20 protein-coding genes are annotated in these 25,317 nt (G+C 69.8%); 6 read left to right on the top strand and 14 right to left on the bottom strand.

Translation table 11 applies throughout. The annotated features are described in order from the left end of the window. Positions 1 to 30 precede the first annotated feature (30 nt). The 6 genes from AC1DWR_RS02755 (at position 31) to AC1DWR_RS02730 (ending at position 7,473) form a co-directional block, all read left to right on the top strand. Positions 31 to 2,067, top strand: a complete 2,037-nt coding sequence (locus AC1DWR_RS02755) for a bifunctional aldolase/short-chain dehydrogenase (protein ID WP_477623600.1) — start codon at positions 31 to 33, stop codon at positions 2,065 to 2,067. 3 nt (positions 2,068 to 2,070) lie between these two features. Next, complete coding sequence (locus tag AC1DWR_RS02750) at positions 2,071 to 3,495, top strand: rhamnulokinase (protein ID WP_477623599.1); 1,425 nt, start codon at positions 2,071 to 2,073, stop codon at positions 3,493 to 3,495. Between the two features lie 72 nt (positions 3,496 to 3,567). Continuing rightward, the gene (locus AC1DWR_RS02745) at positions 3,568 to 4,599 is read left to right on the top strand and encodes a LacI family DNA-binding transcriptional regulator (RefSeq protein ID WP_477623598.1); all 1,032 of its coding nucleotides are present in this window, start codon (positions 3,568 to 3,570) and stop codon (positions 4,597 to 4,599) included. Then, positions 4,599 to 5,342, top strand: a complete 744-nt coding sequence (locus AC1DWR_RS02740; protein ID WP_477623597.1) for a (Fe-S)-binding protein — start codon at positions 4,599 to 4,601, stop codon at positions 5,340 to 5,342. The genes AC1DWR_RS02745 and AC1DWR_RS02740 overlap by 1 nt, the downstream gene beginning before the upstream one ends. Beyond that, positions 5,339 to 6,844 carry a lactate utilization protein B gene (locus tag AC1DWR_RS02735; protein WP_477623596.1) on the top strand — a complete coding sequence of 502 codons (1,506 nt, stop codon included), beginning with the start codon at positions 5,339 to 5,341 and terminating at the stop codon, positions 6,842 to 6,844. Before AC1DWR_RS02740 ends, AC1DWR_RS02735 begins: the two co-directional genes overlap by 4 nt. Further along, complete coding sequence (locus AC1DWR_RS02730) at positions 6,841 to 7,473, top strand: LutC/YkgG family protein (protein ID WP_477623595.1); 633 nt, start codon at positions 6,841 to 6,843, stop codon at positions 7,471 to 7,473. The genes AC1DWR_RS02735 and AC1DWR_RS02730 overlap by 4 nt, the downstream gene beginning before the upstream one ends. 494 nt (positions 7,474 to 7,967) lie before the next feature. Here the strand turns inward: AC1DWR_RS02730 and AC1DWR_RS02725 are convergent, their stop codons facing one another. The 14 genes from AC1DWR_RS02725 to ftsZ all read right to left on the bottom strand — a co-directional run bounded on the left by AC1DWR_RS02725 (position 7,968) and on the right by ftsZ (position 25,187). Further along, positions 7,968 to 8,738, bottom strand: coding sequence for an alpha/beta hydrolase family protein (locus tag AC1DWR_RS02725; protein WP_477623594.1), 771 nt, complete (start codon positions 8,736 to 8,738; stop codon positions 7,968 to 7,970). Between the two features lie 134 nt (positions 8,739 to 8,872). After that, a complete protein-coding gene (locus tag AC1DWR_RS02720; RefSeq protein ID WP_477623593.1) occupies positions 8,873 to 9,097 on the bottom strand; it encodes a hypothetical protein in 225 nt (74 codons plus the stop codon). A gap of 216 nt (positions 9,098 to 9,313) precedes the next feature. Then, positions 9,314 to 11,512, bottom strand: a complete 2,199-nt coding sequence (locus tag AC1DWR_RS02715; protein ID WP_477613296.1) for an ATP-binding SpoIIE family protein phosphatase — start codon at positions 11,510 to 11,512, stop codon at positions 9,314 to 9,316. A 71-nt stretch (positions 11,513 to 11,583) separates the two neighbouring features. After that, positions 11,584 to 13,749 carry a S9 family peptidase gene (locus tag AC1DWR_RS02710; protein WP_477623814.1) on the bottom strand — a complete coding sequence of 722 codons (2,166 nt, stop codon included), beginning with the start codon at positions 13,747 to 13,749 and terminating at the stop codon, positions 11,584 to 11,586. Positions 13,750 to 13,810: 61 nt separating this feature from the next. Further along, positions 13,811 to 17,422: a DNA polymerase III subunit alpha gene (gene dnaE, locus AC1DWR_RS02705; protein WP_477623592.1), complete on the bottom strand. Its 3,612-nt coding sequence runs from the start codon at positions 17,420 to 17,422 to the stop codon at positions 13,811 to 13,813. A 144-nt stretch (positions 17,423 to 17,566) separates the two neighbouring features. Continuing rightward, positions 17,567 to 18,490, bottom strand: a complete 924-nt coding sequence (locus AC1DWR_RS02700) for an RluA family pseudouridine synthase (protein ID WP_477623591.1) — start codon at positions 18,488 to 18,490, stop codon at positions 17,567 to 17,569. Next, complete coding sequence (gene lspA / locus AC1DWR_RS02695; protein ID WP_477623590.1) at positions 18,483 to 19,064, bottom strand: signal peptidase II; 582 nt, start codon at positions 19,062 to 19,064, stop codon at positions 18,483 to 18,485. The genes AC1DWR_RS02700 and lspA overlap by 8 nt, the downstream gene beginning before the upstream one ends. Next, positions 19,037 to 19,942 carry a TraR/DksA family transcriptional regulator gene (locus AC1DWR_RS02690; RefSeq protein WP_477623589.1) on the bottom strand — a complete coding sequence of 302 codons (906 nt, stop codon included), beginning with the start codon at positions 19,940 to 19,942 and terminating at the stop codon, positions 19,037 to 19,039. Before AC1DWR_RS02690 ends, lspA begins: the two co-directional genes overlap by 28 nt. Before the next feature lie 211 nt (positions 19,943 to 20,153). Continuing rightward, on the bottom strand, positions 20,154 to 21,446 hold the full coding sequence (locus AC1DWR_RS02685) for a DivIVA domain-containing protein (RefSeq protein ID WP_477623588.1): 1,293 nt from the start codon (positions 21,444 to 21,446) through the stop codon (positions 20,154 to 20,156). A 118-nt stretch (positions 21,447 to 21,564) separates the two neighbouring features. Further along, positions 21,565 to 21,852, bottom strand: a complete 288-nt coding sequence (locus AC1DWR_RS02680) for a YggT family protein (protein WP_477613302.1) — start codon at positions 21,850 to 21,852, stop codon at positions 21,565 to 21,567. Positions 21,853 to 21,894: 42 nt separating this feature from the next. Beyond that, positions 21,895 to 22,374, bottom strand: a complete 480-nt coding sequence (locus AC1DWR_RS02675; protein ID WP_477623587.1) for a cell division protein SepF — start codon at positions 22,372 to 22,374, stop codon at positions 21,895 to 21,897. Positions 22,375 to 22,457: 83 nt separating this feature from the next. Next, positions 22,458 to 23,165, bottom strand: coding sequence for a YggS family pyridoxal phosphate-dependent enzyme (locus AC1DWR_RS02670; RefSeq protein ID WP_477623586.1), 708 nt, complete (start codon positions 23,163 to 23,165; stop codon positions 22,458 to 22,460). Further along, entirely contained in the window at positions 23,162 to 23,887 is a 726-nt protein-coding gene (gene pgeF, locus AC1DWR_RS02665; RefSeq protein WP_477623585.1) for a peptidoglycan editing factor PgeF, read from the bottom strand. The genes AC1DWR_RS02670 and pgeF overlap by 4 nt, the downstream gene beginning before the upstream one ends. 67 nt (positions 23,888 to 23,954) lie before the next feature. Then, on the bottom strand, positions 23,955 to 25,187 hold the full coding sequence (gene ftsZ, locus AC1DWR_RS02660; RefSeq protein ID WP_477623584.1) for a cell division protein FtsZ: 1,233 nt from the start codon (positions 25,185 to 25,187) through the stop codon (positions 23,955 to 23,957). Positions 25,188 to 25,317 lie beyond the last annotated feature (130 nt).

Below are 25,317 nucleotides of genomic sequence, written 5' to 3'. Positions count from 1 at the left end.
ACCGACCCCCGAACGAGAAAGAACTCCCCGATGACCAACCCCGCCGTCTCCGACCTGATCGCCCGCTCCAACCGCCTGGGCGCCGACCCGAGGAACACCAACTACGCGGGCGGCAACACCTCCGCCAAGGGCGCCGAGACCGACCCGGTGACCGGCGAGCAGGTCGAGCTCCTCTGGGTCAAAGGCTCCGGTGGCGACCTCGGCACGCTCAAGGAGTCCGGCCTGGCCGTCCTGCGCCTCGACCGGATGCGCTCCCTCGTGAACGTCTACCCCGGTGTCGACCGCGAGGACGAGATGGTCGCCGCCTTCGACTACTGCCTGCACGGCAAGGGCGGCGCGGCGCCGTCGATCGACACGGCGATGCACGGTCTGGTCGATGCGGCTCACGTGGACCACCTCCACCCCGACAGCGGCATCGCCATCGCGACCGCCAAGGACGGCGAGCAGCTCACCAAGGAGATCTACGGCGACAAGGTCCTCTGGGTGCCCTGGCGTCGCCCCGGCTTCCAGCTCGGCCTCGACATCGCCGCCATCAAGACGGCGAACCCGCACGCCGTCGGCACCATCCTCGGCGGCCACGGCGTGACCGCCTGGGGCGACACGAGCGAGGAGGCCGAAGCCAACTCGCTGTGGATCATCCAGACCGCGCAGGCCTACCTCGACGAGCACGGCAAGACCGACCCCTTCGGCCCCCAGGTGCCCGGGTATGCCGCCCTGCCGGAGACCGAGCGACGCGCCAAGGCCGCCGCCCTCGCGCCCCATGTCCGTGCGGTTGCCTCTCGGGACAAGGCGATGGTCGGCCACTTCACCGACACCGACGTCGTCCTCGAGTTCCTGGCCAGTGAGAAGCTCGCCCCCCTGGCCGAGCTCGGCACCTCCTGCCCCGACCACTTCCTGCGCACCAAGGTCAAGCCCCTCGTCGTCGACCTCCCCGCCGACGCCACCGTCGAGGAGACGGTGGCACGCCTCGGCGAGCTGCACACGGCATACCGCGAGGACTACCAGTCCTACTACGACCGGAACGCCACCCCCGACTCCCCCGCGATCCGCGGCGCCGACCCGGCCATCGTCCTCGTCCCCGGGGTGGGGATGTTCTCCTACGGCAAGGACAAGCAGACCGCGCGCGTCGCCGGCGATTTCTACACCAACGCCATCAACGTGATGCGGGGAGCCGAGTCGGTCTCGACCTACGCCCCCATCGACGAGTCGGAGAAGTTCCGCATCGAGTACTGGGCCCTGGAGGAGGCCAAGCTCGCCCGCATGCCCAAGCCCCGCTCGCACGCAGGGCGGATCGCCCTCGTCACGGGGGCCGCCTCGGGCATCGGCAAGGCCATCGCCACCCGCCTCGCCGCCGAGGGCGCCTGCGTCGTCATCGCTGACCTCGACCTGGCCAAGGCGCAGGACGCCGCCGCGGAGCTCGGTGGCACGGATGTCGCTGTCGGCGTCCAGGCTGACGTCACCGACGCAGCTGCCGTCCAGGCGGCCGTCGACGCCACCCTGCTCGCTTTCGGCGGGATCGACCTGCTCGTCAACAACGCCGGACTGTCCATCTCCAAGCCACTGCTCGAGACCACCGAGGCCGACTGGGACCTGCAGCACGACGTCATGGCCAAGGGCAGCTTCCTGGCCTCCAAGTCCGCAGCCAAGGCGATGATCGACCAGAAGCTCGGCGGAGACATCCTCTACATCTCCTCCAAGAACTCGGTCTTCGCCGGCCCCAACAACATCGCCTACTCCGCCGTCAAGGCCGACCAGGCCCACCAGGTCCGGCTGCTCGCCGCCGAGCTCGGCGAGCACGGCATCAAGGTCAACGGCATCAACCCCGACGGCGTGGTCCGCGGCAGCGGCATCTTCGCCGGCGGCTGGGGCGCCAAGCGCGCCGAGGTCTACGGCGTCGCCGAGGAGGAGCTCGGCGCCTACTACGCCAAGCGCACCCTACTCGGCCGCGAGGTCCTTCCGGAGCACGTCGCCAATGCCGCCGCCGTGCTGACCTCCGACGAGCTCAGCCACACCACCGGCCTGCACATCCCCGTCGACTCCGGCGTCGCCAACGCCTTCCTGCGCTAGACCATGGCAGGCAGGGTGTTCGGCGCCGTCGACATCGGAGCCTCCGGCGGCCGGGTCATGGCCGGCGTCGTCGACCCGGCCAGCGGCCGGACCCAACTGCACACCCTGCATCGCTTTGCCAACGGAGCGGCGATGCAGGGTGGTCACCTGCGGTGGAACCTCACCGGGCTCTTCGACGAGGTCCTCACCGGGCTGACCGAGCTGGCTGCCCAGTTCCCCGACGTCGAGTCCATCGGCATCGACACGTGGGCCGTCGACTACGGACTGCTCGACTCCGACGGTCGGCTGCTCGCCGAGCCGATCTCCTACCGCGACGGCCGGACCGATGCCGTGATCGCGCGCGTCCACGACCGGATCAGCCAGGACCACCTGTATGCCGTGAACGGGCTCCAGTTCCTCCCGTTCAACACTGTCTACCAGCTGGAGGCGGAGAGGCAATCCCCGTTGTGGGACAGGGCCGCCCACGTGGTCCTCCTGCCGGACCTGCTGGCCCACTGGCTCACCGGACAGCTCCGCACCGAAGCCACCAACGCCTCCACCACCGGGCTGCTCGACGTCTCCACCGGGGATTGGTCGACCGAAGTGCTGAGCCTGCTGGACCTCCCCGAACACCTCCTTCCCGACCTCGACCAGCCGGGCGACATCCGCGGTCGACTGCTCCCGACGGTGACCCGGGCGACCGGTCTGGGCCCGGGTGTCGTGGTCACCACTGTCGGGTCGCACGACACAGCCTCGGCCGTCGTCGCGGTGCCAGCCACCGACCGTCGGTTCGGTTACGTCTCCAGCGGCACCTGGTCCCTCGCCGGACTCGAGCTCGACAAGCCGGTCCTCACCCGGGAGAGCCAGCAGGCGAACTTCACGAACGAGGGTGGGGTCGACGGGCGAGTGAGGTACCTGCGCAACGTCGGCGGACTGTGGCTTCTCCAGGAGTCCCTGCGGACCTGGGCCGACGAGGGCACCACCCACGCCCTCGACTCGCTCCTCACCGAAGCAGAGACGTTGCCCGGCGGTGGCCCGACCATCGACGTCGACGACCCCGAGTTCATCCCCCCGGGGCGCATGCCGCAGCGGATCGCTGCCGCCGTGTCCCGCGAGGGCCGCACGCTCCCTGCCGGGCCGGCTGCCACGGTGCGGTGCATCCTCGACTCGCTCGCCACGGCATACGCCCGCACTCTCGGCCAGGCCACCGAGCTGGCCCACGACATCGACGTAATCCACATCGTCGGCGGTGGTTCCCAGAACGCGCTCCTGTGCCAGCTCACCGCCGATCTGTCCGGCAAGCCTGTCACGAGCGGACCAGTCGAGGCCACGGCCTTGGGCAACATACTGGTCCAGGCCAGAGCCCACGGTGCCGCGCCGGCCAGCCTCGAGGAGATCAGGGCGAACCTGCACGCGACCCAGGAGGTTCGCGACTTCGTGCCCTCCTGACCCGTCGCGCGAGCCCAACCGCAACAATGAGCAGTCATCCCGTCGTCGGCACCAATGGATAGGACCAGGCACATGGCTTCGGTGAGCATCAAGGACGTCGCCGCCGTGGCGGGGGTCTCGGTCGGCACCGTGTCCAACGTGCTCAACCGTCCCGACGCCGTCCGTCCGACCACGCGGGCCAAGGTCGAAGCAGCGATCGCCCAGCTCGGCTTCGTGCCCAATGCCTCGGCTCGACAGCTCGCCGCGGGGCGAAGTCGCACGCTCGCCTACCTCGTCCTCGACGCGTCCAACCCGTTCTTCACCGACGTCACCCGGGGAATCGAGGAGGTCGCGAAGACGGAGCACCTGTCGCTGTTCATGTGCAACAGCGACCTCGACGCGGACCGCGAGGACCAGTACCTCGAGCAGCTCACCGAGCTGCGGGTGCGCGGCGTGCTGATCACGGCGATCGACTACGCCAACCCTCGGTTGGCCCGGCTGCGGGAGCAGGGGGTCCCGGTCGTCCTGGTCGACCGGGCGCCGCAGGGCCCCCACGACTGGTGCACGGTGGGGGTCGACGACGTGAGCGGTGGCGAGCTCGCCCTCAACCACCTCATCGAGGCGGGGCACCACAGCTTCGCCTTCATCGGGGGGCCCCTCGAGATCCCCCAGGTCAAGGACCGTCAGATCGGGGCCCGCAGGGCCATGGAGACCGCCGGCCTGCGCCCCGACGACCTCGTCTGGATCCAGACCGACGCGCTCACGATCGCCGAGGGCCGGCGGGCCGGAGAGCGGCTGCTCGGCCTGCCGCGGCGCAGTCGCCCGACGGGGGTGTTCTGCGCCAACGACCTGCTTGCCCTGGGCCTCCTGCAGCACCTGGTGCAGCTCGGTGTGCGGGTGCCCGACGACGTGGCCATCGTGGGGTACGACGACATCGAGTACGCGGCTGCGGCCGCCGTGCCGCTCACCACCGTGGCCCAACCGCGACAGCTCCTCGGTCGCACGGCCGCCCGGCTGCTCGTGGACGAGGCCGAGCAGGGCGACGAGCACGAGCACCAGCACGTGGTCTTCCAGCCCGAGCTCGTGGCCCGCGCCTCCACTGCTGCCGCCCGCAGGAGCGCCTGATGAAGATCGCGCTGTTCGTCACGTGCCTCGGAGACGTTCTCTTCCCGGACGTGGGTCGCGCCACGGTCACGGTGCTCGAGAGGCTCGGTCACGAGGTCGTCTTCCCCCAGGCCCAGACCTGCTGCGGCCAGATGCACACCAACACCGGCTACCAGCGTGACGCGGTGGGGCTGGTCCGCCACCACGTCGATGTCTTCGAGCAGGCCGTCGCGGACGGCTGCGAAGCTGTCGTGGCGCCTTCCGGGTCGTGCGCCGGCTCGGTGCGCCACCAGCACGCCGCGATCGCGCGCCGCGCCGGTGACGAGCCGTTGGCCGTGCGAGCGGAGGCGGTCGCGGCGAAGACCTTCGAGCTGTCCCAGCTGCTCGTCGACGTGCTCGGCGTGACCGATGTGGGGGCCTCCTACCCGCACCGCGTGACCTACCACCCCACCTGCCACTCCCTGCGCCTGCTGGGAGTCGGCGAAGCCCCGTTGCACCTGCTGCGCGCGGTGCGCGGCATCGACCTGGTCGAGCTGCCCGCAGCCGACGTGTGCTGTGGCTTCGGGGGCACCTTCTCGGTCAAGAACGCCGAGACCTCCACCGCCATGCTCGCCGACAAGATGTCCTCCGTCCTCACGACCAAGGCCGAGGTCGTCACCGCCGGTGACTCCTCCTGCCTCATGCACATCGGTGGCGGCCTCTCCCGCCTGAAGACAGGGGTGCGACCCGTGCACCTCGCCGAGATCCTGGCGAGCACCGCATGAGCACCTTCCTCGGCATGCCGGGTGGCCGGGTGCGCGGCCCCGCCGCCGACACCGCCGTGGGCCACCTGACCGGCGACCGGTCGTTTCCCGCCGAGGCCCGAGACGCGCTGGCCAACACTCAGCTGAGGCGCAACCTCGCCCACGCCACCTCCACCATCCGGGCCAAGCGGGCCAGCGTGGTGGCCGAGGTGCCGGACTGGGAGGCCCTGCGCGACGCCGGCTCCGCGATCAAGGCCGACACGATGGCCCGGTTGCCCGAGCTGCTCGAACAGCTCGAGGCCAACGTCATCGCAAGGGGCGGCACCGTCCACTGGGCGCGCGACGCCGCCGAGGCCAACCGCATCGTGACCGACCTCGTCCGTGCCACGGGAGCCCACGAGGTCGTCAAGGTCAAGTCGATGGCCACCCAGGAGATCGGGCTCAACGAGGCCCTCGAGGCCGCAGGCATCACCGCCCACGAGACCGACCTGGCCGAGCTGATCGTCCAGCTCGGCCACGACAAGCCGTCGCACATCCTCGTCCCGGCGATCCACCGCGGGCGGGCCGAGATCCGCGAGATCTTCGCCCGCGAGATGCCCGGCGTGGACCCGGGCCTGACCGACGAGCCGGCGGTGCTCGCGGCCGCGGCCCGGACCCACCTGCGTGAGGTGTTCCTGCGAGCCAGGGTCGCGGTCTCCGGTGCGAACTTCGGGGTCGCCGAGACGGGCACGCTCACTGTGGTCGAGTCCGAGGGCAACGGACGAATGTGCCTGACGCTGCCCGAAACCCTGATCAGCGTGATGGGCATCGAGAAGGTCGTCCCGACGTGGCGCGACCTCGAGGTCTTCCTCCAGCTCCTGCCCCGCTCCTCCACGGGCGAGCGGATGAACCCCTACACGTCGACCTGGACCGGGGTCACCCCCGGCGACGGACCCCAGGAGTTCCACCTGGTCCTGCTCGACAACGGCCGCACCCGCGCGCTCGCCGACGAGCTCGGCCGCACCGCCCTGCACTGCATCCGTTGCTCGGCCTGCCTCAACGTGTGCCCGGTCTACGAACGCACCGGCGGCCACGCCTACGGCTCGGTCTACCCCGGCCCGATCGGCGCCATCCTGACGCCGCTGCTGACCGGCCTGACCGGCGGAGACGACCCCAACGACTCGCTGCCGTACGCCTCCTCGCTCTGTGGGGCGTGCTACGACGTGTGCCCGGTGAAGATCAACATCCCCGACATGCTCGTCCAGCTGCGCGCCGAGCACACCGAGGCCCATGCCGACAACCACCGACTCCCCAGCCCTGAGGCCGCCGTCATGAAGGCCGCCGCCTGGGCGATGGCCGACGAACGGCGTTTCGCGAAGGCGGGACGCGCCGCGGCGCTGGCACGACACGGCATACGAAAAGGAAAGACCCTCATCCCCCTCCCTCCGCCGCTGAGCGGGTGGACCGCCTCGCGCGACGCCCCCAGCCCGCAGGCCGAGTCCTTCCGCGACTGGTGGACCCGCACCCGTGGGAGCTCGTCGTGACCGCCCGCGAGGAGGTGCTGGCCCGCATCCGCGGCGCCCTCGGCGAGGACCCGTCAGCGCCGCCGGCGACTCGCACCTACCGCACGCAGGGCGCGTATGCCGCGGGCGCACCTGAGCTCGTCCTCCAGCTCGTCGACCGGCTCGAGGACTACAAGGCCACCGTCGTCCGCGTCGGCGCGGACGACGACGACTCCATCGGACAGGCGGTTGCGAACGCGTTGGCCTCCCTCGAGATCGGACAGGCCGTCACTCCTGCCGGCACACCGCGCGAGTGGACCTCGTGGCTGGCCGACGTCGTCGTGGACGACGGCTCACTGGACGCCAGAGCGCTCGACCGCATCCCCGCGGTCGTCACCGGGTCCGTGGTCGCGATCTCCGAGACCGGCACCATCGTCCTCGACGCCGGGCTCCTCTGCGGGCGCCGCGCCATCACCCTGGTCCCCGATACCCACGTCTGCGTCGTCCGGACGGCCGACATCGTGCAGACGGTTCCCGAGGGACTGGGCCGGGTGGACCCGAGGGCCCCACTCACCTTCATCAGTGGACCCTCGGCGACGAGCGACATCGAGCTGGACCGCGTCGAAGGTGTCCACGGGCCGCGCACCCTGGTCGTCGTCCTGGCCGGCTGATCCCGCCACCGGGCCCACACCGGGCCTACACCGGGGGGCTCACACGCCGGTGACCCTCAGGGTGGGGACCATCGCCGAAAGGGCCGAATCAACCATGATGCCTCCTCCCGATGGGTGGGCAAATGGCTCAAACTGACTATGGTCTGGAGGGCTCACCGCGAGGAATCTTGGTGCGGGGAAGAGAGGTGCCTACGCAACAGGGGGCCAGGGGGCGTAGGCACCTCTCACCACGTCTCGGGATCGCGCCTCAGGGTCGTGTGGCCCGAGATTTCCTGCGCCTCGAGCAGCGCGTGGGGTTCGAGCGGAAGCGCTCGGCACCTGACGCGGCCCACGCCGTCAAGTCGGTCGAGGCCCGAGGGCTCGTCCTCCCGGAGGGGCACAAACCGCTCGATCAGTCGCTGCCACATGTCCGGTCCGCCCTTTCGTCGATGGCCGAGCTGGCTCGGTGACAGGAACAACGAGGACGAGGGTGCCGAGGTCACGGTGCGTCGTCGTCACCGCTCGACCAGGTAGGGGTCGGCCCACGCGCTGATGATCCGGGCCGCCCGCTTGGCCTGGTTCCTGCCGGTGAGCAGGTGGTCGGCGCCTTCGAGTGACACGAAGCTGCGTGGGTGCCGAGCGGCCCGGAAGATCTCGCTCGCGTTCGCGATGCCCACGGTGTTGTCGGTCGGGGAGTGCATCACCAGGAGTGCCCGGCGCAGGGTCCTGATCTGCTCGCGCAGGTCCACCGCCCGGACGTCCTCGATGAAGTGCCGGCGCAGGACGAGCGCCTTGCCACCGATAAGGAAAGGAGCCTCCCCGTCGGCCAGGATCCGCTCCACGAGGGCGTCGTAGTTGTGCTCCACGTGCCCTGGTTCGTACGGCGCTCCGATGCTCGCCACCGCCCGCACGGACTCGAGGTGGTGGGCCGCCGCGATCACCGCCGCGCCCCCGAAGGAGTGCCCCACCAGGAGCCGCACCTGGCGACCGGACTCGTTCATGAACCGCACCGCCTGGGCGGTGTCCGCGACCTTGTGCGAGAACGACCCGTCCCCCCAGTCACCCTCGGAGTCACCGAGCCCGAGGTTGTCGAACCGCAGCATCCCGATGCCCTCGAGGGCCAGCTGCTTGCAGATCCGGCTGGCCGCGGGGCTGTTCTTGCCCAAGGTGAAGCCGTGGGAAAAGACGCCCCAACCCCGGACCGGCCCATCGGGCTGGTCGATGACGCCGGCAAGGCGCGGTCCGCTGGTACTGGAGAACGACACCGACTCGGGCACGGTGCCCATGCTCTCAAACTCCCGAGGGACCGCGCCGCGCTGCTCGGGGCGTGAGAACATCGACGGGCCCAGCAACGAGAGGGTCAGAGTCCCGGCACCAACCGGTTCGGCGAGCCGCCGGCCACGGTGCACTGACCGGGGCCTCAGGAGGTCAGGGGGCTGATCCGTCCCTCGTACGCCGTGCGGATGTGGCTGACGGGCGCCGCGGCAGCACCGACGCGACGGGGCAGCGCAGGAGCCGAGTCGTTCGAGGTGCCCACACCGTCACGTCGGTCCAGCGACGAGACGTCCTCGTCCATGAGGGGGACGAACCGTTCGAGCAGCCGTTGCCACATATCCATCGACCCTTCACCGTTCAGGACGAGCACTCGTCCGGGCGATCCTTCTGACGCGCAGCATGAACGATGCCGCAGACAAGGCGTTGGCGGCGCGCCGGTGCGGGCGGTCTCGTTCGTTGGTCACCGAGCGATGTCCGAACGGACGATCGGCCACTCCCGACCAAATCGGGACGAGTCCGGCTGGTCCGGGCCACGGAGTCGTACGAACCTCACCCGCGGCCCGGAGCCGGCCCGCGCGTGGGCGGATCAGCCGGCCCAACCCTGGGCGGTGGACTGCGCCCCCACCAGCTCGACGGCCACCTCGAACCAGACGGTAGATCCGGCCGAGGTCCGGTGGGCTCCGAAGGCGTCGGCGATGGCGCGCACGAGCGACAGGCCCCGGCCGCGGACTGCCATGGGTTCCGCGCCGGTCAACAGTGGCTCGCCCCTGTTGCCACTGTCGGCGACGGTCACGGCCAGGATCCCGGTGTCGAGGTCCATGGTGAGGTGTGACTCGGTCCCGGCATGCAGGACGGCGTTGGTGATGAGCTCGGAGATCCCGGTGACGACGGTGTGCTGGTCCCCGTCGCCGACGTTCCAGTCGGTCAGCTGCTCGCGCGCCCAGTCCCGAGCGGCACGCACGGACTCCGGCATGGGTGGGACGACGATCGCGGCCCGCCGGTGCCCCGCCGGTGAGCGCCCGACGGCAAGCACTGCGCAGTCATCCTCCTGGCCGGAGGTCTGCAGCATCGAGTCCATGACGTGCTGCGCCACGCTGCGCGGGCTGCCGGGCGGCATGTCGGACAACACCTCCAGCAGCCGGGCCTCGCCCTCGTCGAAGGCCTCACCGCGCCGCTCGAGAAGGCCGTCCGTGAAGCAGACCAGCATGTCGCCGACCCCGAGGGTGAGGTGGTGTGCCGGCCGGACCCCTTCAATCCCCAGCGGCGGACCGACGGGCACCGTCAACAGCATCGCCCGCGACTGACCCTCCTCGCGGGAGGCATGGCCGAAGAGCAGTGCCGGGAGCGGGTGGCCCGCGCTGGCCAGCACGACGTCGCCCGTCTCGGGGTCGACCGTGCCGTAGAGCATCGTCACGAACAGCTCGCCACCGAAGGCCATCCCCGGTCTGGCCCGGGGCGAGCCGAGCGGCATCGACGCCGGCCACAGGGCGTCCAGGTCCCAGACGACACGGTCGAGGGCGTTCATGACCGAGGCCGGCTCGCTGTTGGTCAGGGCCGCGCCCCGCACGGCGGCGCGCACCTGGCCCATGACCGTGGCTGCCATGACGCCCCGCCCGACGACGTCTCCGATGACCACGGCCAGCCGGCCATCCGGGAGGAAGAACGAGTCGTAGAAGTCTCCGCCGGCCACCGTCCCCTCCGACACCGGCTCGTAGCGAGCGGCGATGCTGATCGCGTCGGACTGCGGCAGGTTGGGGGGCAGCAGCGTGCGTTGGAGGAGCTCTGCCGTGGTGCGCTCGGCGTCATAGACGACGGCCCGACCCAGGGCATCCCCCACGAGCTCACGGAAAGGCGCGAGCACCGCCATGACGTCGTGCGGCACGGGAGCGGCCTCGCGCTGGATGACGAGCGCCGAGTCCCTTCCGCCCGCCTTGGTCGGCACGGCCACGATCTCGCCGTTGTCGGACAGGTAGGGCTCGCCGCGCGCGATCGCCTGGGCGATGGTCGCCGACATGTCCTCCCCGAGCTCGGACCAGATCAGCGGCAAGCGCTCCTCGTCGGGCGAGAGCTGCTCGATCCGGTGGCGTCGCGCCATCCGCCACGAGGCCGGCCCCGGCGACGGCAGGCAGATCGAGACGGACAGCCCGTCGAAGGCCACCATCGCCTGGCGCAGGACCACCTTGCACACGTCGTCCACGGTGACTGCGACAGCGAGCTGGGCGGCGAGCTTCGCGACGGCGCGCGCCCGCCCGATGGCACTGGTGGTCTCGACGATGACGTGCAGGACCGCCAGCACGCTCCCGTCCTCGGCCAGGACCGGCGACCCGCTCCGCAGGAAGTAGCCGACGTCGGTCCCGTCGTCCGGCCCCTCCTGGGACCCGTCTCGGGACCCACCCTGGGACCCGGTGCCGTGGCCGGCAACCGACCCTCGCCCGCGGTCCAGCCGCAGCTCGCTGCCCTCGTCGAGGAACGACTCGCCCTCGGCAAAGGTGCGCTCTAGCAGCGGACCCACCCTGGGGTCGTCCCAGATCTCCGCGACCACCGTGCGCGCAGACTGTCCGAACGCCGACGGGTGCTTGCTGCCCAAGAGGTCGCGGAAGGCGTCGTTGTAGAGCATGGTGAGGTCGGCTCCACACAGCAGCGCCACCGGCAGCGGACACTCCAGGGCGATCTCCCAGGCGGCCTCGAGCTGTGGTGGCCACAGCGACCGAGCCCCGAGAGGCGTGGCGGCCCAGTCGCTGTGGGCAGCAAGACGACGCGCCTCCCGCGTTCGGCCCTCACCCACGCATTCCGCCTCTGTCCGACCTGGATCGCTCTATCCGAAAGGGTAGGGCCCCCACCGGTGCTGAGACACGGTCATTTCAGACTGAATCGGGAGTTCCTCGTCACGGCGTCCACCTGGTCGATGAGGAAAGCCCACTCCCAGGCCACCTGCCGCCACGCGTCATAGCGCCCACTCTTGCCCCCGTGGCCCGCGACCATCTCGGTGCGCAGCAGCACGGGGCGCTGGGCTGGGTCACTCGTCGTGGCTTCCCTCAGGCGGGCAACCCACTTCGCCGGTTCTGTGAAGAACACCCGCGTGTCGTTGAGCGACGTGGTGGCGAGGACCGCCGGGTATGCCGCGTGCTGCACGTTCTCGTACGGCGAGTAGGACTTCATGTAGCCGTAGACCTCGGGGTCGGCCAGCGGGTTGCCCCACTCCTCCCACTCCACCACCGTCAGCGGCAGCGAGGGGTCGAGGATCGTGGTGAGGGCGTCGACGAAAGGGACGGCGGCGTGCACGGCACGGAAGCGAGCGGGCGCAAGGTTCACCGCTGCACCGATGAGCAGGCCACCAGCCGAACCGCCTTCTGCCACCAGTCGATCCGGTGCCACCCAGCCGCTCTCGACGAGGTGCTCAGCACAGCTGACGAAGTCGGTGAAGGTGTTCTTCTTGGTCGCGAGCTTTCCTTCGTCGTACCACGCCCGTCCGAGCTCGCCACCCCCGCGAACGTGCGCGATGGCATAGACGAAGCCGCGTTCGAGCAGCGACAGCCGGGCCACCGAGAAGTAGGGGTCGGACGAGATCTCGTACGAGCCGTAGGCCGTGAGCAGCCCCGGGTGGGCTCCGTCGGGTCGGGTGCCGGCGGGGTAGACCAGCGACAGCGGCACCTTGGTGCCGTCCGCCGCGGTCGCCCACTCGCGCCGCTGCTCGTACTGCGTCGGGTCGTAGTCGCCGAGCACTGGCTGTCGCTTGAGCAGCTCGAACTCTCGGCTGACGACGTCGTAGTCGTAGACCGTCTTGGGCGTCACCATCGACTCGAAGACGACCTGCAGCCTCGTCGAGGCGCTCTCGGGGTTGTCGCCGAGCCCGACCGAGTAGACCGGCTCGTCGAACTGCAGGTCGTGGTGGCCGGCGAAGCCCGACGCCTGAGCCGGGTCGCGGTCGAGGACCCGCAGGGCGGTCAGCCCGTCCCTGCGCAGCGACAGCACTGCGACGTCGTCGAAGGCGTCGATGCCCTGGAACCGCTCCCCCCGCTCGGCCCGCATCAGGGTCTGCCACTGGTCGGCCGAGGTGGCATCGAGCGGGGCCCAGGCCAGGTCGGAGTCGATCGAGTCCGCGTTGTGCACGATCAGCAGGCGGTCTCCTGCGGGCTCCACGTCGTACTCGACACCCTCGCGCCGGGGCGCGACGACGCGGAACTCGCCCGTCGGGTCGGCTGCGTCGAGGATCCGGACCTCCGACGTCGTCTTCGAACCCAGGCCGATCATCAGCCAGCGGTCGTCCCGGGAGGACCCGACGCCCATCCAGAAGCGCTCGTCCTCCTCATGGTGGACGAGGACGTCAGCGGCCGTGGGAGTACCGACCTCGTGTCGCCAGACCTGGTGGGGGCGCCAGGTCTCGTCGACCCGCGTGTAGAAGAGGTGCTGGCCGTCGAGCGAGAACACGCACCCGTAACCCACCTCGTCGACCGCAGTGTCGATGACGTCGCCGGTGCGAAGGTCCTTGACCCGCAACGCGAACCGCTCGTCGCCCTCGGTGTCCACGGCATACGCGAGGCGCTGGTGGTCCGGGCTCACCGTGAGCGCCCCGAGTGCGAAGAAGTCGTGCCCCGCCGCCTCGGCGTTCGCGTCGAGCAGGATCTGTTCGCCCTCGACCTCGGAGCCGGGCTCGGGCATCGGTCGCGGCGCGCCCTCGACCCGCGGGGCGCGGCACTCGACGGTGTACTGCGAGCCCTCGAAGCTGCGGGAGTAGTACCACCAGGGGCCGCTCGCGACCGGGACCGAGAGGTCGGTCTCCTGGGTGCGGGAGCGGATCTCCTCGAAGATCGCGTCGCGCAGTGGCTGCAGGTCGGCGGTCACCGCCTCGGCGTAGGCGTTCTCCGCCTCGAGGTGCGCGCGCACCGCCGGGTCCTCCTTGTCACGCAGCCACTCGTAGGGGTCGACGATGACGTCACCGTGGTGTTCCCGCGTGCTCTCGCGCTGCTCCGCCCGAGGGGGGGCCGGGGCGGGTCCCGTCGGCACAGGCGGCGCACTCACCATGGGCGCGGTGGTTGGTGGGGTTGCCTCAGGCGTGGTCACGCTCGCACCCTACGTGGTGGCCTCAGCCGGCCAGGCAGCGCGGGCCGAGGATCACCTTGAGGTCGCCGAAGAGCGCTTCCGTCGCGTTGACCCGGTAGGAGTCCTCGAGCTTCATCAGGACCGAGCGACCGGGTTGGCTCAGTCGGACGTGGACCTCGGTGGAGCCGGGGTGCGACGACAGCACCGACTTCAGCTCCTCGACCTTGGTCTGGGTTGCCCGGTTGGTGTCGATGGTGACCACGACGGGGCCCCGCGGCCCCTCTGAGATGTCGGGCAGCGTCAGGTCGGAGGCGAAGATGGTCGGGGTGTCGTCGCGCCGGTTCACCCGGCCCTTGACGACGACGACGGCGTCGTGGGTGAGCGCATGCTGAACCGTGAGGTAGGCGCTCGGGAAGAAGAGGCACTCGATCGCGCCCTCGAGGTCCTCCACCGTGACGATCGCCCAGAGGTCGCCCTTCTTGGTGCGCTTGACCTGCAGGCCGGTGATCAGCCCGGCGATCGTGACGTTGGCTCCCTCGGGCTTGCCGTCCTCCCCCATCAGGCTCGCGATCGAGGTGTCGGCGTGTGAGCTGAGCACGTGCTCGATCCCGAACAGCGGGTGGTCGGACACATAGAGCCCCAGCATCTCGCGCTCGAACTGCAGGAGGGTCTTCTTGTCCCATTCGACGCTGGGAATGGTGGGTAGCACGGAGAAGTCGACGGACTCCCCTGCCGCATCGTCGCCGAAGGACCCGAACAGCGAGTCCTGGCCGATCGCCTCCTGGCGCTTGATGTCGACGAAGTTGTCCACGAAGTCCTCGTGCACGCGGTAGAGCCCTTGTCGCGACTCCTGCAGCCCGTCGAAGGCGCCGGCCTTGATCAGCGACTCGATGGTGCGCTTGTTGCAGACCACGGCTGGGCACTTGGACAGGAAGTCCTTGAACGAGGTGAAGGCGCCCTTCTCCTCGCGCGCGGCCACGATCGCCTCGACGACGTTGTGCCCGACGTTGCGGATCGCCTGCATGCCGAAGCGGATGTCGGTGCCCACCGCGGCGAACCGCGCCACCGAGTCGTTGACGTCGGGGGGCAGCACCTTGATGCCCATCCGCCGACACTCGCCCAGGTAGAGCGCCGACTTGTCCTTGTCGTCGCCGACACTCGTGAGCAGCGCTGCCATGTACTCAGCCGGGTAGTTGGCCTTGAGGTACCCGGTCCAGTAGGACACCAGCCCGTAGGCGGCGGTGTGCGCCTTGTTGAACGCGTAGTCCGAGAAGGGCACGAGGACGCCCCACAGTGCCGCGATCGAGGCCTCGTTGAACCCCTTGGCCTTCATGCCCTGGGAGAACGGGACGTACTCCGCGTCGAGGACTTCCTTCTTCTTCTTGCCCATCGCGCGACGCAGCAGGTCGGCGTTGCCGAGGGTGTAGCCGGCCAGCTTCTGGGCGATCTCCATGACCTGCTCCTGGTAGATCACCAGGCCGTAGGTGGTGCCGAGGATCGGCAGGAGGGCGTCGACCATCTCCTGCTGGAGCTTGCCCGCCAGCTGCGGGTCGAGCGGCGTGAGCTCCTGCTTGCCGTTCTTGCGCAGGGCGAAGTTGGTGTGGGCGTTGACCCCCATCGGGCCGGGTCGGTAGAGCGCGAGGGCCGCGGAGATGTCCTCGAAGTTGTCGGGCTGCATCAGCTTGAGCAGCGTGCGCATGCCGCCGCCGTCGAGCTGGAAGACCCCGAGGGTGTCGCCGCGTGCCAGCAGGTCGAACGTGGCCTTGTCGGTCATGTCCTTGGACAGCGCGTCGAGGTCGATCTCCTCGCCACGGTTGGCCACCACGTTGTCGATGGCGTCGTCGAGGATGGTGAGGTTGCGCAGGCCGAGGAAGTCCATCTTGACCAGCCCGAGCGCCTCACAGCTCGGGTAGTCGAACTGGGTGATGACCTGGCCGTCCTGCAGCCGCCGCATGATCGGGATGACGTCGATGAGCGGCTCGCTCGACATGATCACGCCGGCGGCGTGCACCCCCCACTGACGCTTGAGCCCCTCGAGGCCGAGCGCGGTGTCGACGATCTCCTTGAAGTGCGGCTCGGTCTCGACGAGCGTGCGGAAGTCGCCGCCCTCGTTGTAGCGCTTGTGCTCCTTGTTGTAGATCTCGGCGAGTGGCACGCCCTTGCCCATGACGTCGGGCGGCATCGCCTTGGTGAGCTGCTCCCCCACGACGAACGGGTGGCCCATCACCCGGGCGGCGTCCTTGACGGCCTGCTTGGCCTTGATGGTGCCGTAGGTGACGATCTGGGCGACGCGGTCGGCGCCGTACTTGTCCGTCACGTACTTGATGACCTCACCGCGTCGGCGCTCGTCGAAGTCGACGTCGAAGTCAGGCAGCGAGGGTCGTTCGGGGTTGAGGAACCGCTCGAAGATCAGGCCGTGCGGGATCGGGTCGAGGTCGGTGATCTTCATGGCGTACGCGCACATCGACCCCGCACCCGAGCCACGACCGGGACCGACCCGGATGCCGTTCTCCTTGGCCCAGTTGATGAAGTCGGCGACGACGAGGAAGTAGCCGGCATAGCCCTTGGAGACGATGACGTCGGTCTCGAAAGCGGCCTGCTTGGTGGCGTAGTCGGGGACCCCGCCCGGGAACCGCTCGACCAGCCCTCGCTGGACCTCCTTGATGAACCACGACTCCTCGTTCTCCCCTGGGGGGCAAGGGAAACGGGGCATGTAGCGGCCCTCGTCCTCGGTGAACGAGATGTCGCACATCTCTGCGATGAGCAGGGTGTTGTCGCACGCCTCGGGCAGCTCGCGCCAGGTGTGGCGCATCTCGGCCGGGCTCTTGAGGTAGAAGTCGTCGGCGTCGAACTTGAACCGGTTGGGGTCCATCAGGGTCGAGCCGGACTGGACACAGAGCAGGGCGGAGTGCGCCTTGGCGTCCTCGCGCGTCGTGTAGTGCAGGTCGTTGGTCGCGACCAGGGGCAGACCGAGCTCGCGGGCCAGGCGCAACAGGTCCTTCTGCACCCGCCGCTCGATGTCGAGGCCGTGGTCCATCAGCTCGGCGAAGTAGTAGTCCTTGCCGAAGATGTCGCGGAAGTCCGACGCCGCCTGCAGCGCCTCGCGGTACTGGCCGAGGCGAAGGCGGGTCTGTACCTCGCCCGACGGACACCCGGTCGTCGCGATGAGCCCCTGGCCGTACTGGCCGAGCAGCTCGCGGTCGATGCGCGGCCACTTGGCGTAGACCTGGTCGAGGCTGGCCTGGGAGTCGAGCCGGAAGAGGTTGTGCAGGCCGTTGTTGTTGCGGGCCAGCAGCGTCATGTGGGTGTAGGCACCCGACCCGGAGACGTCGTCGCCACCCTGGTGGTCCTCGCCCCACTTGACCCTCGTCTTGTCGGTGCGGTGGGTGCCCGGCGTGATGTAGGCCTCCACCCCGATGATCGGCTTGACGCCCGTCCCCTGGGCCTTCTTCCAGAACTCGTAGGCCCCGAAGACGTACCCGTGGTCCGTCGTGGCCAGGGCCGGCATCCCCATCTCCGCGGCCTTGGTGAACAGGTCACCGATCCGCGCCGCGCCATCGAGCATGGAGTACTCGGTGTGCACGTGGAGGTGGACGAACGAGTCGTTGCCGCTCGAGGTGGTGGAAGAGGCGCGGGAGCCGGGCTGGGAGGACATCGAGACGATCCTAAGCCTCCCCACCGACTGCCCCTCGGCGTGTCGGGACCCCGTGTCGCGGCGGGTTCCCGACGCCTCCCCCACCACGCTCAGGTATGCCGCGGAGCCGGCCCCGCGGCATACGTCAGTGCCCGCCCGGACGGCTCAGAGACGCTCGAGCGCCTGGGCCAGGTCAGGCGGGTAGGGGCTCTCGTAGGTGACGTACTTGCCGGTTCCGGGGTGGTCGAAGCCGAGCCCCACGGCGTRCAGCCACTGCCGCTCGAGACCGAGTCGGGACGCCAGGGTGGGATCGGCGCCGTAGGTGAGGTCGCCCGCGCAGGGGTGGTGCAGCGCGGAGAAGTGCACCCTGATCTGGTGGGTGCGGCCGGTCTCGAGGTGGATGTCGAGGAGCGAGGCGGCCCGGAATGCCTCGATCACCTCGTAGTGGGTGACGCTGGGCTTGCCCTTCTCCATCACCGCGAACTTGTAGTCGTGGTTCGGGTGTCGGCCGATCGGTGCGTCGATCGTGCCGACGACCGGGTCGGGCAGGCCCTGGACGAGGGCGTGGTACTTCTTGTCGACGCTGCGGCTGCGGAAGGCCTGCTTGAGGACGCTGTAGGCGTACTCGGACTTGGCCACCACCATCAGGCCGCTCGTGCCGACATCGAGGCGCGAGACGATCCCCTGCCGCTCGCTCGCCCCGCTGGTGGCGATCCGGTAGCCGGCCGCCGCCAGGCCGCCGACGACCGTCGGGCCGGTCCAGCCCACGCTCGGGTGGGCCGCCACCCCCACGGGCTTGTCGACCACGACCAGGTCGTCGTCATCGTGGATGATGCTCATCCCGGGTACCGGCTCGGCGATCACCTTGAGCGTCGGGCTCTGCTCGCTGGCCGGCAGGGTCACCTCGAGCAGGTCGCCCGCGCTGACGCGGTCGGACTTCCCGGCCTGCTTGTGGTTGACCTGGACGTCACCCGCGGAGGCGAGGTCGGCGGCCTTGGTGCGCGAGACCCCGAACAGCCGGGCCAGGGCAGCGTCGACACGCTCCCCCTCGAGCCCGTCCGGGACGAAAAGGGTTCTGGCGTCAGTCATCTGCGGCCTCATGTCGTCCGTGGTGGGGGCGTTTGCCGTCGACACCGATACCGCGCAGGGCCAGCAGCCCGATGGCTGCGGCGGCGCCGACGATGGCGATGTCGGCGATGTTGCCGATGAACAGGCCGAAGTAGTCGATGAAGTCCACGACGTGTCCGCGTCCGGGACCGGGCTCGCGAACCATCCGGTCAGTGAGGTTGCCGAGGGACCCGCCCAGCAGCAGCCCCAGTGCCCAGGCCCAGCCGCGGCTCCCGATCCGGCGGGCCGTGCGGATGATGACGACCAGCACGGCGAACGCGATCAGGGTGAGCACCCAGGTGGCGCCGTTCCCGATGGAGAACGCGGCGCCGGCGTTGCGGATCAGGTTGAGCCGGATGAACTCCCCGACAACGTTGACGGGTGCGCCCGGGTCGAGGTGGTCCAGGGCCCAGGCCTTCGTCGCCTGGTCGGCGAGGTAGGCCGTGAGGGCCGCTACGGCCATCAGGCCGAAGAGGCGTCGGCGCTCTGGTGCGGGTCTGGTGGTGGTGGGGGACTCGTCGGCCGCGATCAGCGGCGCTCCTGCTTCGTCTTGCATGTCACGCATAGGGTCGCACGAGGAGCGGCCTGAAGGCGAAGTTTGCCGATCGGGTTGCCGCAGGACTCGCAGATTCCGTAGCTGCCGTTGTCGAGCCGCTCGATGGCGTGGAGGTTCTGGTCGAGCATCTCGCGGGCGTTGTTGGCCAGCGAGATCTCCTGCTCGCGCTCGAACGTCTTGGCTCCTGCATCCGCCTGGTCGTCCCCGGCGCCGTCGCCGGCGTCCCGCATCAGCCCGACCAGATCGGCCTCGGCGACGGTGATCTCCTGGCGCAGGTGCGCGACGTCGGCCTCGATCGCGGTGCGGATCTCGCGCAGCTCCTTCGCCGTCCACGGAGACTCGTCGTCACGGACCCGCAGGGACCGGGGGGCGGTCCTGGTGGCGGCGCTGGTCTTCTTGACCGGTGCCGCGCTCGTCTTCTTAGCGGGTGCGGCCTTCTTGGCGGGTGCGGCCTTCTTGGCGGGTGCGGCCTTCTTGGCGGGTGCGGCCTTCTTGGCGGGTGCGGCCTTCTTGGCGGGTGCGGCCTTCTTCGCCGGCGCGGCCTTCTTCGCCGGCGCGGCCTTCTTGGCCGGCGCGGCCTTCTTCGCGGGCGCGGCCTTCTTCGCGGGCGCGGCCTTCTTCGCGGGCGCGGCCTTCTTCACGGGCGCGGCCTTCTTCACGGGCGCGGCCTTCTTCACGGGCGCGGCCTTCTTCACGGGCGCGGCCTTCTTCACGGGCGCGGCCTTCTTCACGGGCGCGGCCTTCTTCACGGGCGCGGCCTTCTTCACGGGCGCGGCCTTCTTGGCCGGCGCGGCCTTCTTCGCGGGGGCGGTCTTGGTCGCGCTCGAAGCCTTGCTCGCTGATGCGGACTTCGTTGCAGCTCTCGCCTTTTGAACCATGGTGTGCCAGGCCCCTCGGTCGCATGGCGCTCCCAGTCGAGCGCGCACAGGTGCGGTGAGGATAAGCGCTTGGCGCTGCGTACTCAACGGCAAAACGCGGTCGGAGCCAAAACCGTTGGACCGCGGGGCTCCCAGAACGCGAGAGAGCGCCCACCGCGATGCGGTGGGCGCTCTCGTCGTGCACTGCTGCCTGTAGCCGGAGGTAGGCCTCCTACCGGTTGTCGGAGCCGCCCTCGTCCTGCGTCTGGCCCTCGTCGTCGCCGGCCTCGGCAGGCTCCACACCGATCTGCTCGAGGTCGGCGAGCTGCTCCTCGATGTAGTTCTTGAGCCGTGCGCGGTAGTCGCGCTCGAAGGTCCGCAGCTCGTCGATCTTCTTCTCGAGCATGCTGCGCTCGCGATTGAGCTCCTCGAGGATCTGCGCCTTCTTCTGCTGCGCCTCGTGGACCATGCCGGTCGAGCGCTCACGGGCCTCCGTGATCATCTGCTCGTGCTTGGTCGTCGCCTCGCCGACGAGCTCGTCGTGCCGGGACTGCGCCGTGGCCAGGAGCTCGTCGTGGCGGGACTGACCCACGGACAGCAGCTCGTCGTGCTTGTTCTGGCCGACCGTGATCAGCTCGTCGTGCTTGCTCTGGCCGTCGCCCACGAGCTCGTCATGCCGTGCCTGTGCCTCCGAGATCAAGCGGTCCCTGGTGGACTCGCCCTGGCCGACGTGCTCGTCGTGCAGTCGCTGAGCCATCTCGAGCAGGGCGGCAGCGCTGGCGCCACCACCGACCCCGGCACCCACGGCCGCGGCGTGGCCCTGTTCCGCAGCAACGATGGGCGCCGCTTGGGCTGCCTGCGTCGCCTGCGCCGCCTCGACCCGGGCGGCCTCGAGGGCCTTGGTCTGCTCGTCGTTGGCGCGCTGGAGCTCCTCAGCCTGGCGCTGGGCCTCCTCGGCCTGGCGCTGGGCCTCCTCGACCTGCTGCTGGGCCTCGGCAGCCCGCTGCTCAGCCTCGGCGGCCCGCTGCTCCGCTTCCTTGGCGCGGGCCTCGACGGCCTGCGCGCGCTCCTGGGCACCCTTCTCGGTGTCCGAGATGCGACCCTGGGCGGCCTGCTCGGCCTCCTCCGCGCGTGCCTGCGCCGTCTTCTCGGCCTCCTCGGCGCGGGCCATGGCTGCAGCCACCCGCTCCTGGGCTGCCTTCTCTGCCTCGTCGGCCTTGGCCGTGATGGCCGCCAGGCGCTCCTCGGCCTCGCGGGTGGCCTTCGCCTCCGCCTCCTGGGCGGCCTTGGCATCCGCTGCCTTGGCAGCCGCGGCGTTGGGGTCGGCCTTGGCGACGACCGGCATACCCTTGGTCTGCCGGCACTCGTTCAGCTGGTCACGGAGGTCATCCCCCTCCTTGACGATGCGACGCATCTCGGCGACCACCTCGTCGAGGAAGTCGTCCACCTCGCGTTCGTCGTAGCCACGCCGAAACTGCGTCGGCGTGAAGTTCTTGTTGAGGACGTCCTCAGGCGTGAGCGTCATGTAGTCACCTCGGTTGGCTGGCATGAGCAGTGCAGGTAAAGCATCCCAGAGAATGGGTCACGCGCCAGCCTAGAGGATGCGGCGCGGACCAGGATGTGGCTCGTCGGAAAGTGGGCGACTACAACAGGCTCAACGCCAGGCTGGTCAGCAGCATCAGGACCAGGAACGCCAGGTCGAGGCGCAGGGTGCCCAGCGTCAGCGGGGGGATGATCTTGCGCAGCGCCTTCAGGGGCGGGTCGGTGATCGTGTACACGAGCTCCGCCACGACGAGGATCGCGCCGCGGGGACGCCAGTCGCGTGCGAAGGCCTGCACCCAGTCCAGGACCAGCCGTCCCAGCAGGATGATGAAGAAGAGGAAGACGACGAAGCGAAGGGTGCTCGCGACGATGTTCTGACCCAGCAGCATGGGCTCACCCTGCCATGGGAGGTTTGGTGTTGGCTGTGTGGGTCAGCTCTGGTTGAACAGGCCGCGGGCCGCCGTGGGGGCCGCGGGGCCCTCCTCCGCCGAGACCTCGATGTGTGACGGCGACAGCAGGAACACCTTGGAGGTGACCCGCTCGATCTGCCCGTGGAGTCCGAAGACCAGTCCGGCCGCGAAGTCGACCAGGCGCTTGGCGTCGGAGTCGTCCATGTCGGACAGGTTCATGATGACCGGCGTGCCGTCGCGGAAGCTCTCGCCGATGTTCTTGGCCTCGTTGTAGGTGCGCGGGTGGATCGTGGTGATGCGGTTCAGCGCACCCACCTCGACGTCGCGGACGACCCGGGCGACGGGGGTGCGCTGCGGCAGCGGGGTGACGGCGGCCGAACGCTCCGCCGGGGCCTCTTGGTGGCCGGGCTCGTCGTAGTCGTACTCGTCGTAACCGTCGTAGCGCTCGTCATCCTCGGCGAGCCCGAGGTACACCATCGTCTTGCGCAGTGCCCCAGCCATGTGCGAGCTCCCTTTGGGTTCAGTGCCTACTGTCCGTTCACGACCACGCCTTGACCGCGAGATCGCCGTCTTCGCAACAGAAGTTACCGGTGTGACTGCCGAGAACCGAGGATTGCGCTCCCGACACGCAGGTGTGTCGCTCCGTGCGCCACCGCAGCCTCGAGGTCTCCACTCATCCCAGCGGAGATCCAGGTCGCCCGCGGATGCGCCTGTTGTATGCCGTGTGCCACCGCGCGCAGGCGGGCGAACGCGTGCGCGGGGTCGGCCCCGAGCGGCGCGACCGCCATCACGCCACGCAGGTCGAGGTGGTCGCAGCCGGCCACCTCGTCGGCCAGCGCCTCGGCAGCCTGCGGCTCGACCCCTCCCCTGTCGGGTGGGTCGTCGAGGGAGACCTGGACCAGGACGGCGGGACGGACACCAAGGGCGGCTGCCGCGCGATCGAGGGCGGCGACGAGCTTGGGGCGGTCGACCGACTGCACCACGTCGGCATAGGACACGACCGACCCTGCCTTGTTGGTCTGCAGCTGACCGATGAAGTGGACCTCCACGTCGTGCCGCCGGGCCAGCTGGGACACCTTGGCCGAGGCCTCCTGGTCGCGGTTCTCCCCGATCGCCGTGACGCCCAGCTCCACCAGGAGCTCGATGTCGCTGGCGGGGAAGAACTTGGTCACGGCGACCAGCGCGACGTCCGACGGGTCCCGTCCGGTCCGGGCGCAGGCCGCATCGATGCGCTCGCGTACCCGGGCGAGGTTGTCGGCGAGCTCGGCGCGACGCGCCTCGCCGGTGCTCACGCCACCCCGGCCACGACGACCCCCGCGAAGCGACCGGTGCGCCCGTCGCGGCGGTAGGAGAACAGCCGTGCGTCCTCACGGGCACACCCCGGGACCCACTGCACCCCGACGTCATTGGCCACCAGCTGGGCGACCACCCCTGCGGCGACATCGATGGCGGGGGTGCCTGACCACGACCGTGCGGACGACTCGGGTGCGACCTCCGCGGCCGCGGCGCGCATCCCCGCGGGGACCTCGTAACACCGGCCGCAGACCGACGGCCCGACCACGGCGCTGATGTCACGGGCACCGAGGTCGCGCATCTGCAGCACCGCGGACTCGACGATGCGGGACATCATCCCCGGCCGACCGGCATGCACGGCGCCCACGACGCCGGCGACCGGGTCGGCCAGCAGCACCGGGGTGCAGTCGGCCACGAGCACCGCGATGGCCAACCCCGGGGTGGCGGTGACGACGCCGTCCGCCGGAGGCGGTCCCTCCGAGCCCCACTCCCGGTCGACGACGATGACGTCGTTCCCGTGGCACTGTTGCATGAACAACAGACGATCACGTTGCACCCCAACGGATTTCGCGACCCGAGCACGGTTCTCCTCGACAGCACCGACCTCGTCCCCAACGTGCCCGCCCAGATTGAGCGATTCGAAGTCGCCGCCGCTGACGCCACCCTCGCGGTCGGTGAAGGCCCATTGCACGGGACCGGAGTGCGCGCGCCAGTAGAACACCGCCCCAACCTACGACAGAGGCGCCGGAGTCGTCCGGCGCCCCTGTCGGCGTGGTCTCAGCGTGTCGTCACTTCAGGAAGTCGGGCACGTCCAGGTCGTCGCCCTCGTCGAAGGTGACGGTCCGCRGCGGGCGGCCAGCGGGCTCGCGCTGCGCCGCGGGCTCGACCGGCGTTGCCTGCGACGTCTGCACGGGGGCGTCGCGCGACACGGGGGCTGCGACGGGCTCGAACCTGGGCGTCTCGGCGACCGGGGCAGCGGCCTGCGGGACGGGCGCAGGGGTCGCCGGCTGCTGGGCCGGGCGCGACGAACCCTGGATCTGTCCGATCGCGCGGTCGTTCTCGCGCTTGAGGGGGGCGCCGCCGTCAAAGCCTGCGGCGATCACGGTGACCCGCACCTCGTCGCCGAGGGCGTCGTCGATGACCGCGCCGAAGATGATGTTGGCCTCGGGGTGGGCCGCTTCCTGCACCAGTCGCGCCGCCTCGTTGATCTCGAAGAGACCGAGGTCGCTGCCACCCTGGATGGACAGGAGCACACCGTGGGCGCCGTCGATGCTGGCCTCGAGCAGCGGGCTGGAGATGGCGAGCTCAGCGGCCTGGACGGCCCGGTCGTCGCCGCGCGAGGAGCCGATGCCCATGAGGGCCGAACCGGCACCCTGCATGACGGACTTGACGTCGGCGAAGTCGAGGTTGATCAGTCCGGGTGTCGTGATGAGGTCGGTGATGCCCTGGACGCCGGACAGCAGGACCTGGTCGGCCGAGCGGAACGCGTCGAGCATGCTGACCGTGCGGTCACTGATCGACAGCAGCCGGTCGTTGGGGATGACGATGAGGGTGTCGACCTCTTCGCGCAGGTTGGCGATGCCGGTCTCCGCCTGGTTGGCGCGACGACGTCCCTCGAACGTGAACGGACGCGTCACCACACCGATGGTCAGGGCTCCGAGCCCCCTGGCGATCTTGGCGACCACCGGTGCACCACCGGTGCCGGTGCCACCACCCTCACCTGCGGTGACGAAGACCATGTCGGCGCCCTTGAGCACCTCCTCGATCTCCTCCGCGTGGTCCTCGGCGGCCTTCTTGCCGACCTCGGGGTCGGCGCCGGCACCGAGGCCCCGGGTGAGCTCACGGCCGATGTCGAGCTTGACGTCCGCGTCGCTCATCAGCAGCGCCTGCGCATCAGTGTTGACGGCAATGAATTCGACGCCCTTGAGGCCGACCTCGATCATGCGGTTGATGGCGTTGACGCCACCTCCGCCGATGCCGACGACCTTGATGACGGCCAGGTAGTTCTGTGGTGCTGCCACGGCGGTGGGCCTTCCTGAATGCGGTGCTTGGTGATGGTCGTCGCTGGGTGCTGACGAGTCCGTGGTGGTGCCCGTCGACCGATCGCCTGTCCCTCGACGTCAAGTTGAGGGTTACCCTCATCCGCGTCCA

It is taken from the genome of Pedococcus sp. P2_E2 (assembly GCF_056403955.1).
Note: the sequence above shows the minus strand (reverse complement) of the source record. Positions and strands in the feature narration are given on the sequence as shown.

Bases quoted from the DNA above. Each gene is read 5' to 3' on its own strand.
- AC1DWR_RS02725 (WP_477623594.1), bottom strand. From the start codon at position 8,738: ATGGGCACCGTGCCCGAGTCGGTGTCGTTCTCCAGTACCAGCGGACCG.
- AC1DWR_RS02690 (WP_477623589.1), bottom strand. From the start codon at position 19,942: ATGGTTCAAAAGGCGAGAGCTGCAACGAAGTCCGCATCAGCGAGCAAG.
- AC1DWR_RS02755 (WP_477623600.1), top strand. From the start codon at position 31: ATGACCAACCCCGCCGTCTCCGACCTGATCGCCCGCTCCAACCGCCTG.
- AC1DWR_RS02745 (WP_477623598.1), top strand. From the start codon at position 3,568: ATGGCTTCGGTGAGCATCAAGGACGTCGCCGCCGTGGCGGGGGTCTCG.
- lspA (WP_477623590.1), bottom strand. From the start codon at position 19,064: ATGCAAGACGAAGCAGGAGCGCCGCTGATCGCGGCCGACGAGTCCCCC.
- AC1DWR_RS02675 (WP_477623587.1), bottom strand. From the start codon at position 22,374: ATGGCTGGGGCACTGCGCAAGACGATGGTGTACCTCGGGCTCGCCGAG.
- AC1DWR_RS02680 (WP_477613302.1), bottom strand. From the start codon at position 21,852: ATGCTGCTGGGTCAGAACATCGTCGCGAGCACCCTTCGCTTCGTCGTC.
- AC1DWR_RS02710 (WP_477623814.1), bottom strand. From the start codon at position 13,749: ATGGTGAGTGCGCCGCCTGTGCCGACGGGACCCGCCCCGGCCCCCCCT.
- AC1DWR_RS02740 (WP_477623597.1), top strand. From the start codon at position 4,599: ATGAAGATCGCGCTGTTCGTCACGTGCCTCGGAGACGTTCTCTTCCCG.
- dnaE (WP_477623592.1), bottom strand. From the start codon at position 17,422: ATGTCCTCCCAGCCCGGCTCCCGCGCCTCTTCCACCACCTCGAGCGGC.
- AC1DWR_RS02750 (WP_477623599.1), top strand. From the start codon at position 2,071: ATGGCAGGCAGGGTGTTCGGCGCCGTCGACATCGGAGCCTCCGGCGGC.
- AC1DWR_RS02735 (WP_477623596.1), top strand. From the start codon at position 5,339: ATGAGCACCTTCCTCGGCATGCCGGGTGGCCGGGTGCGCGGCCCCGCC.
- AC1DWR_RS02685 (WP_477623588.1), bottom strand. From the start codon at position 21,446: ATGACGCTCACGCCTGAGGACGTCCTCAACAAGAACTTCACGCCGACG.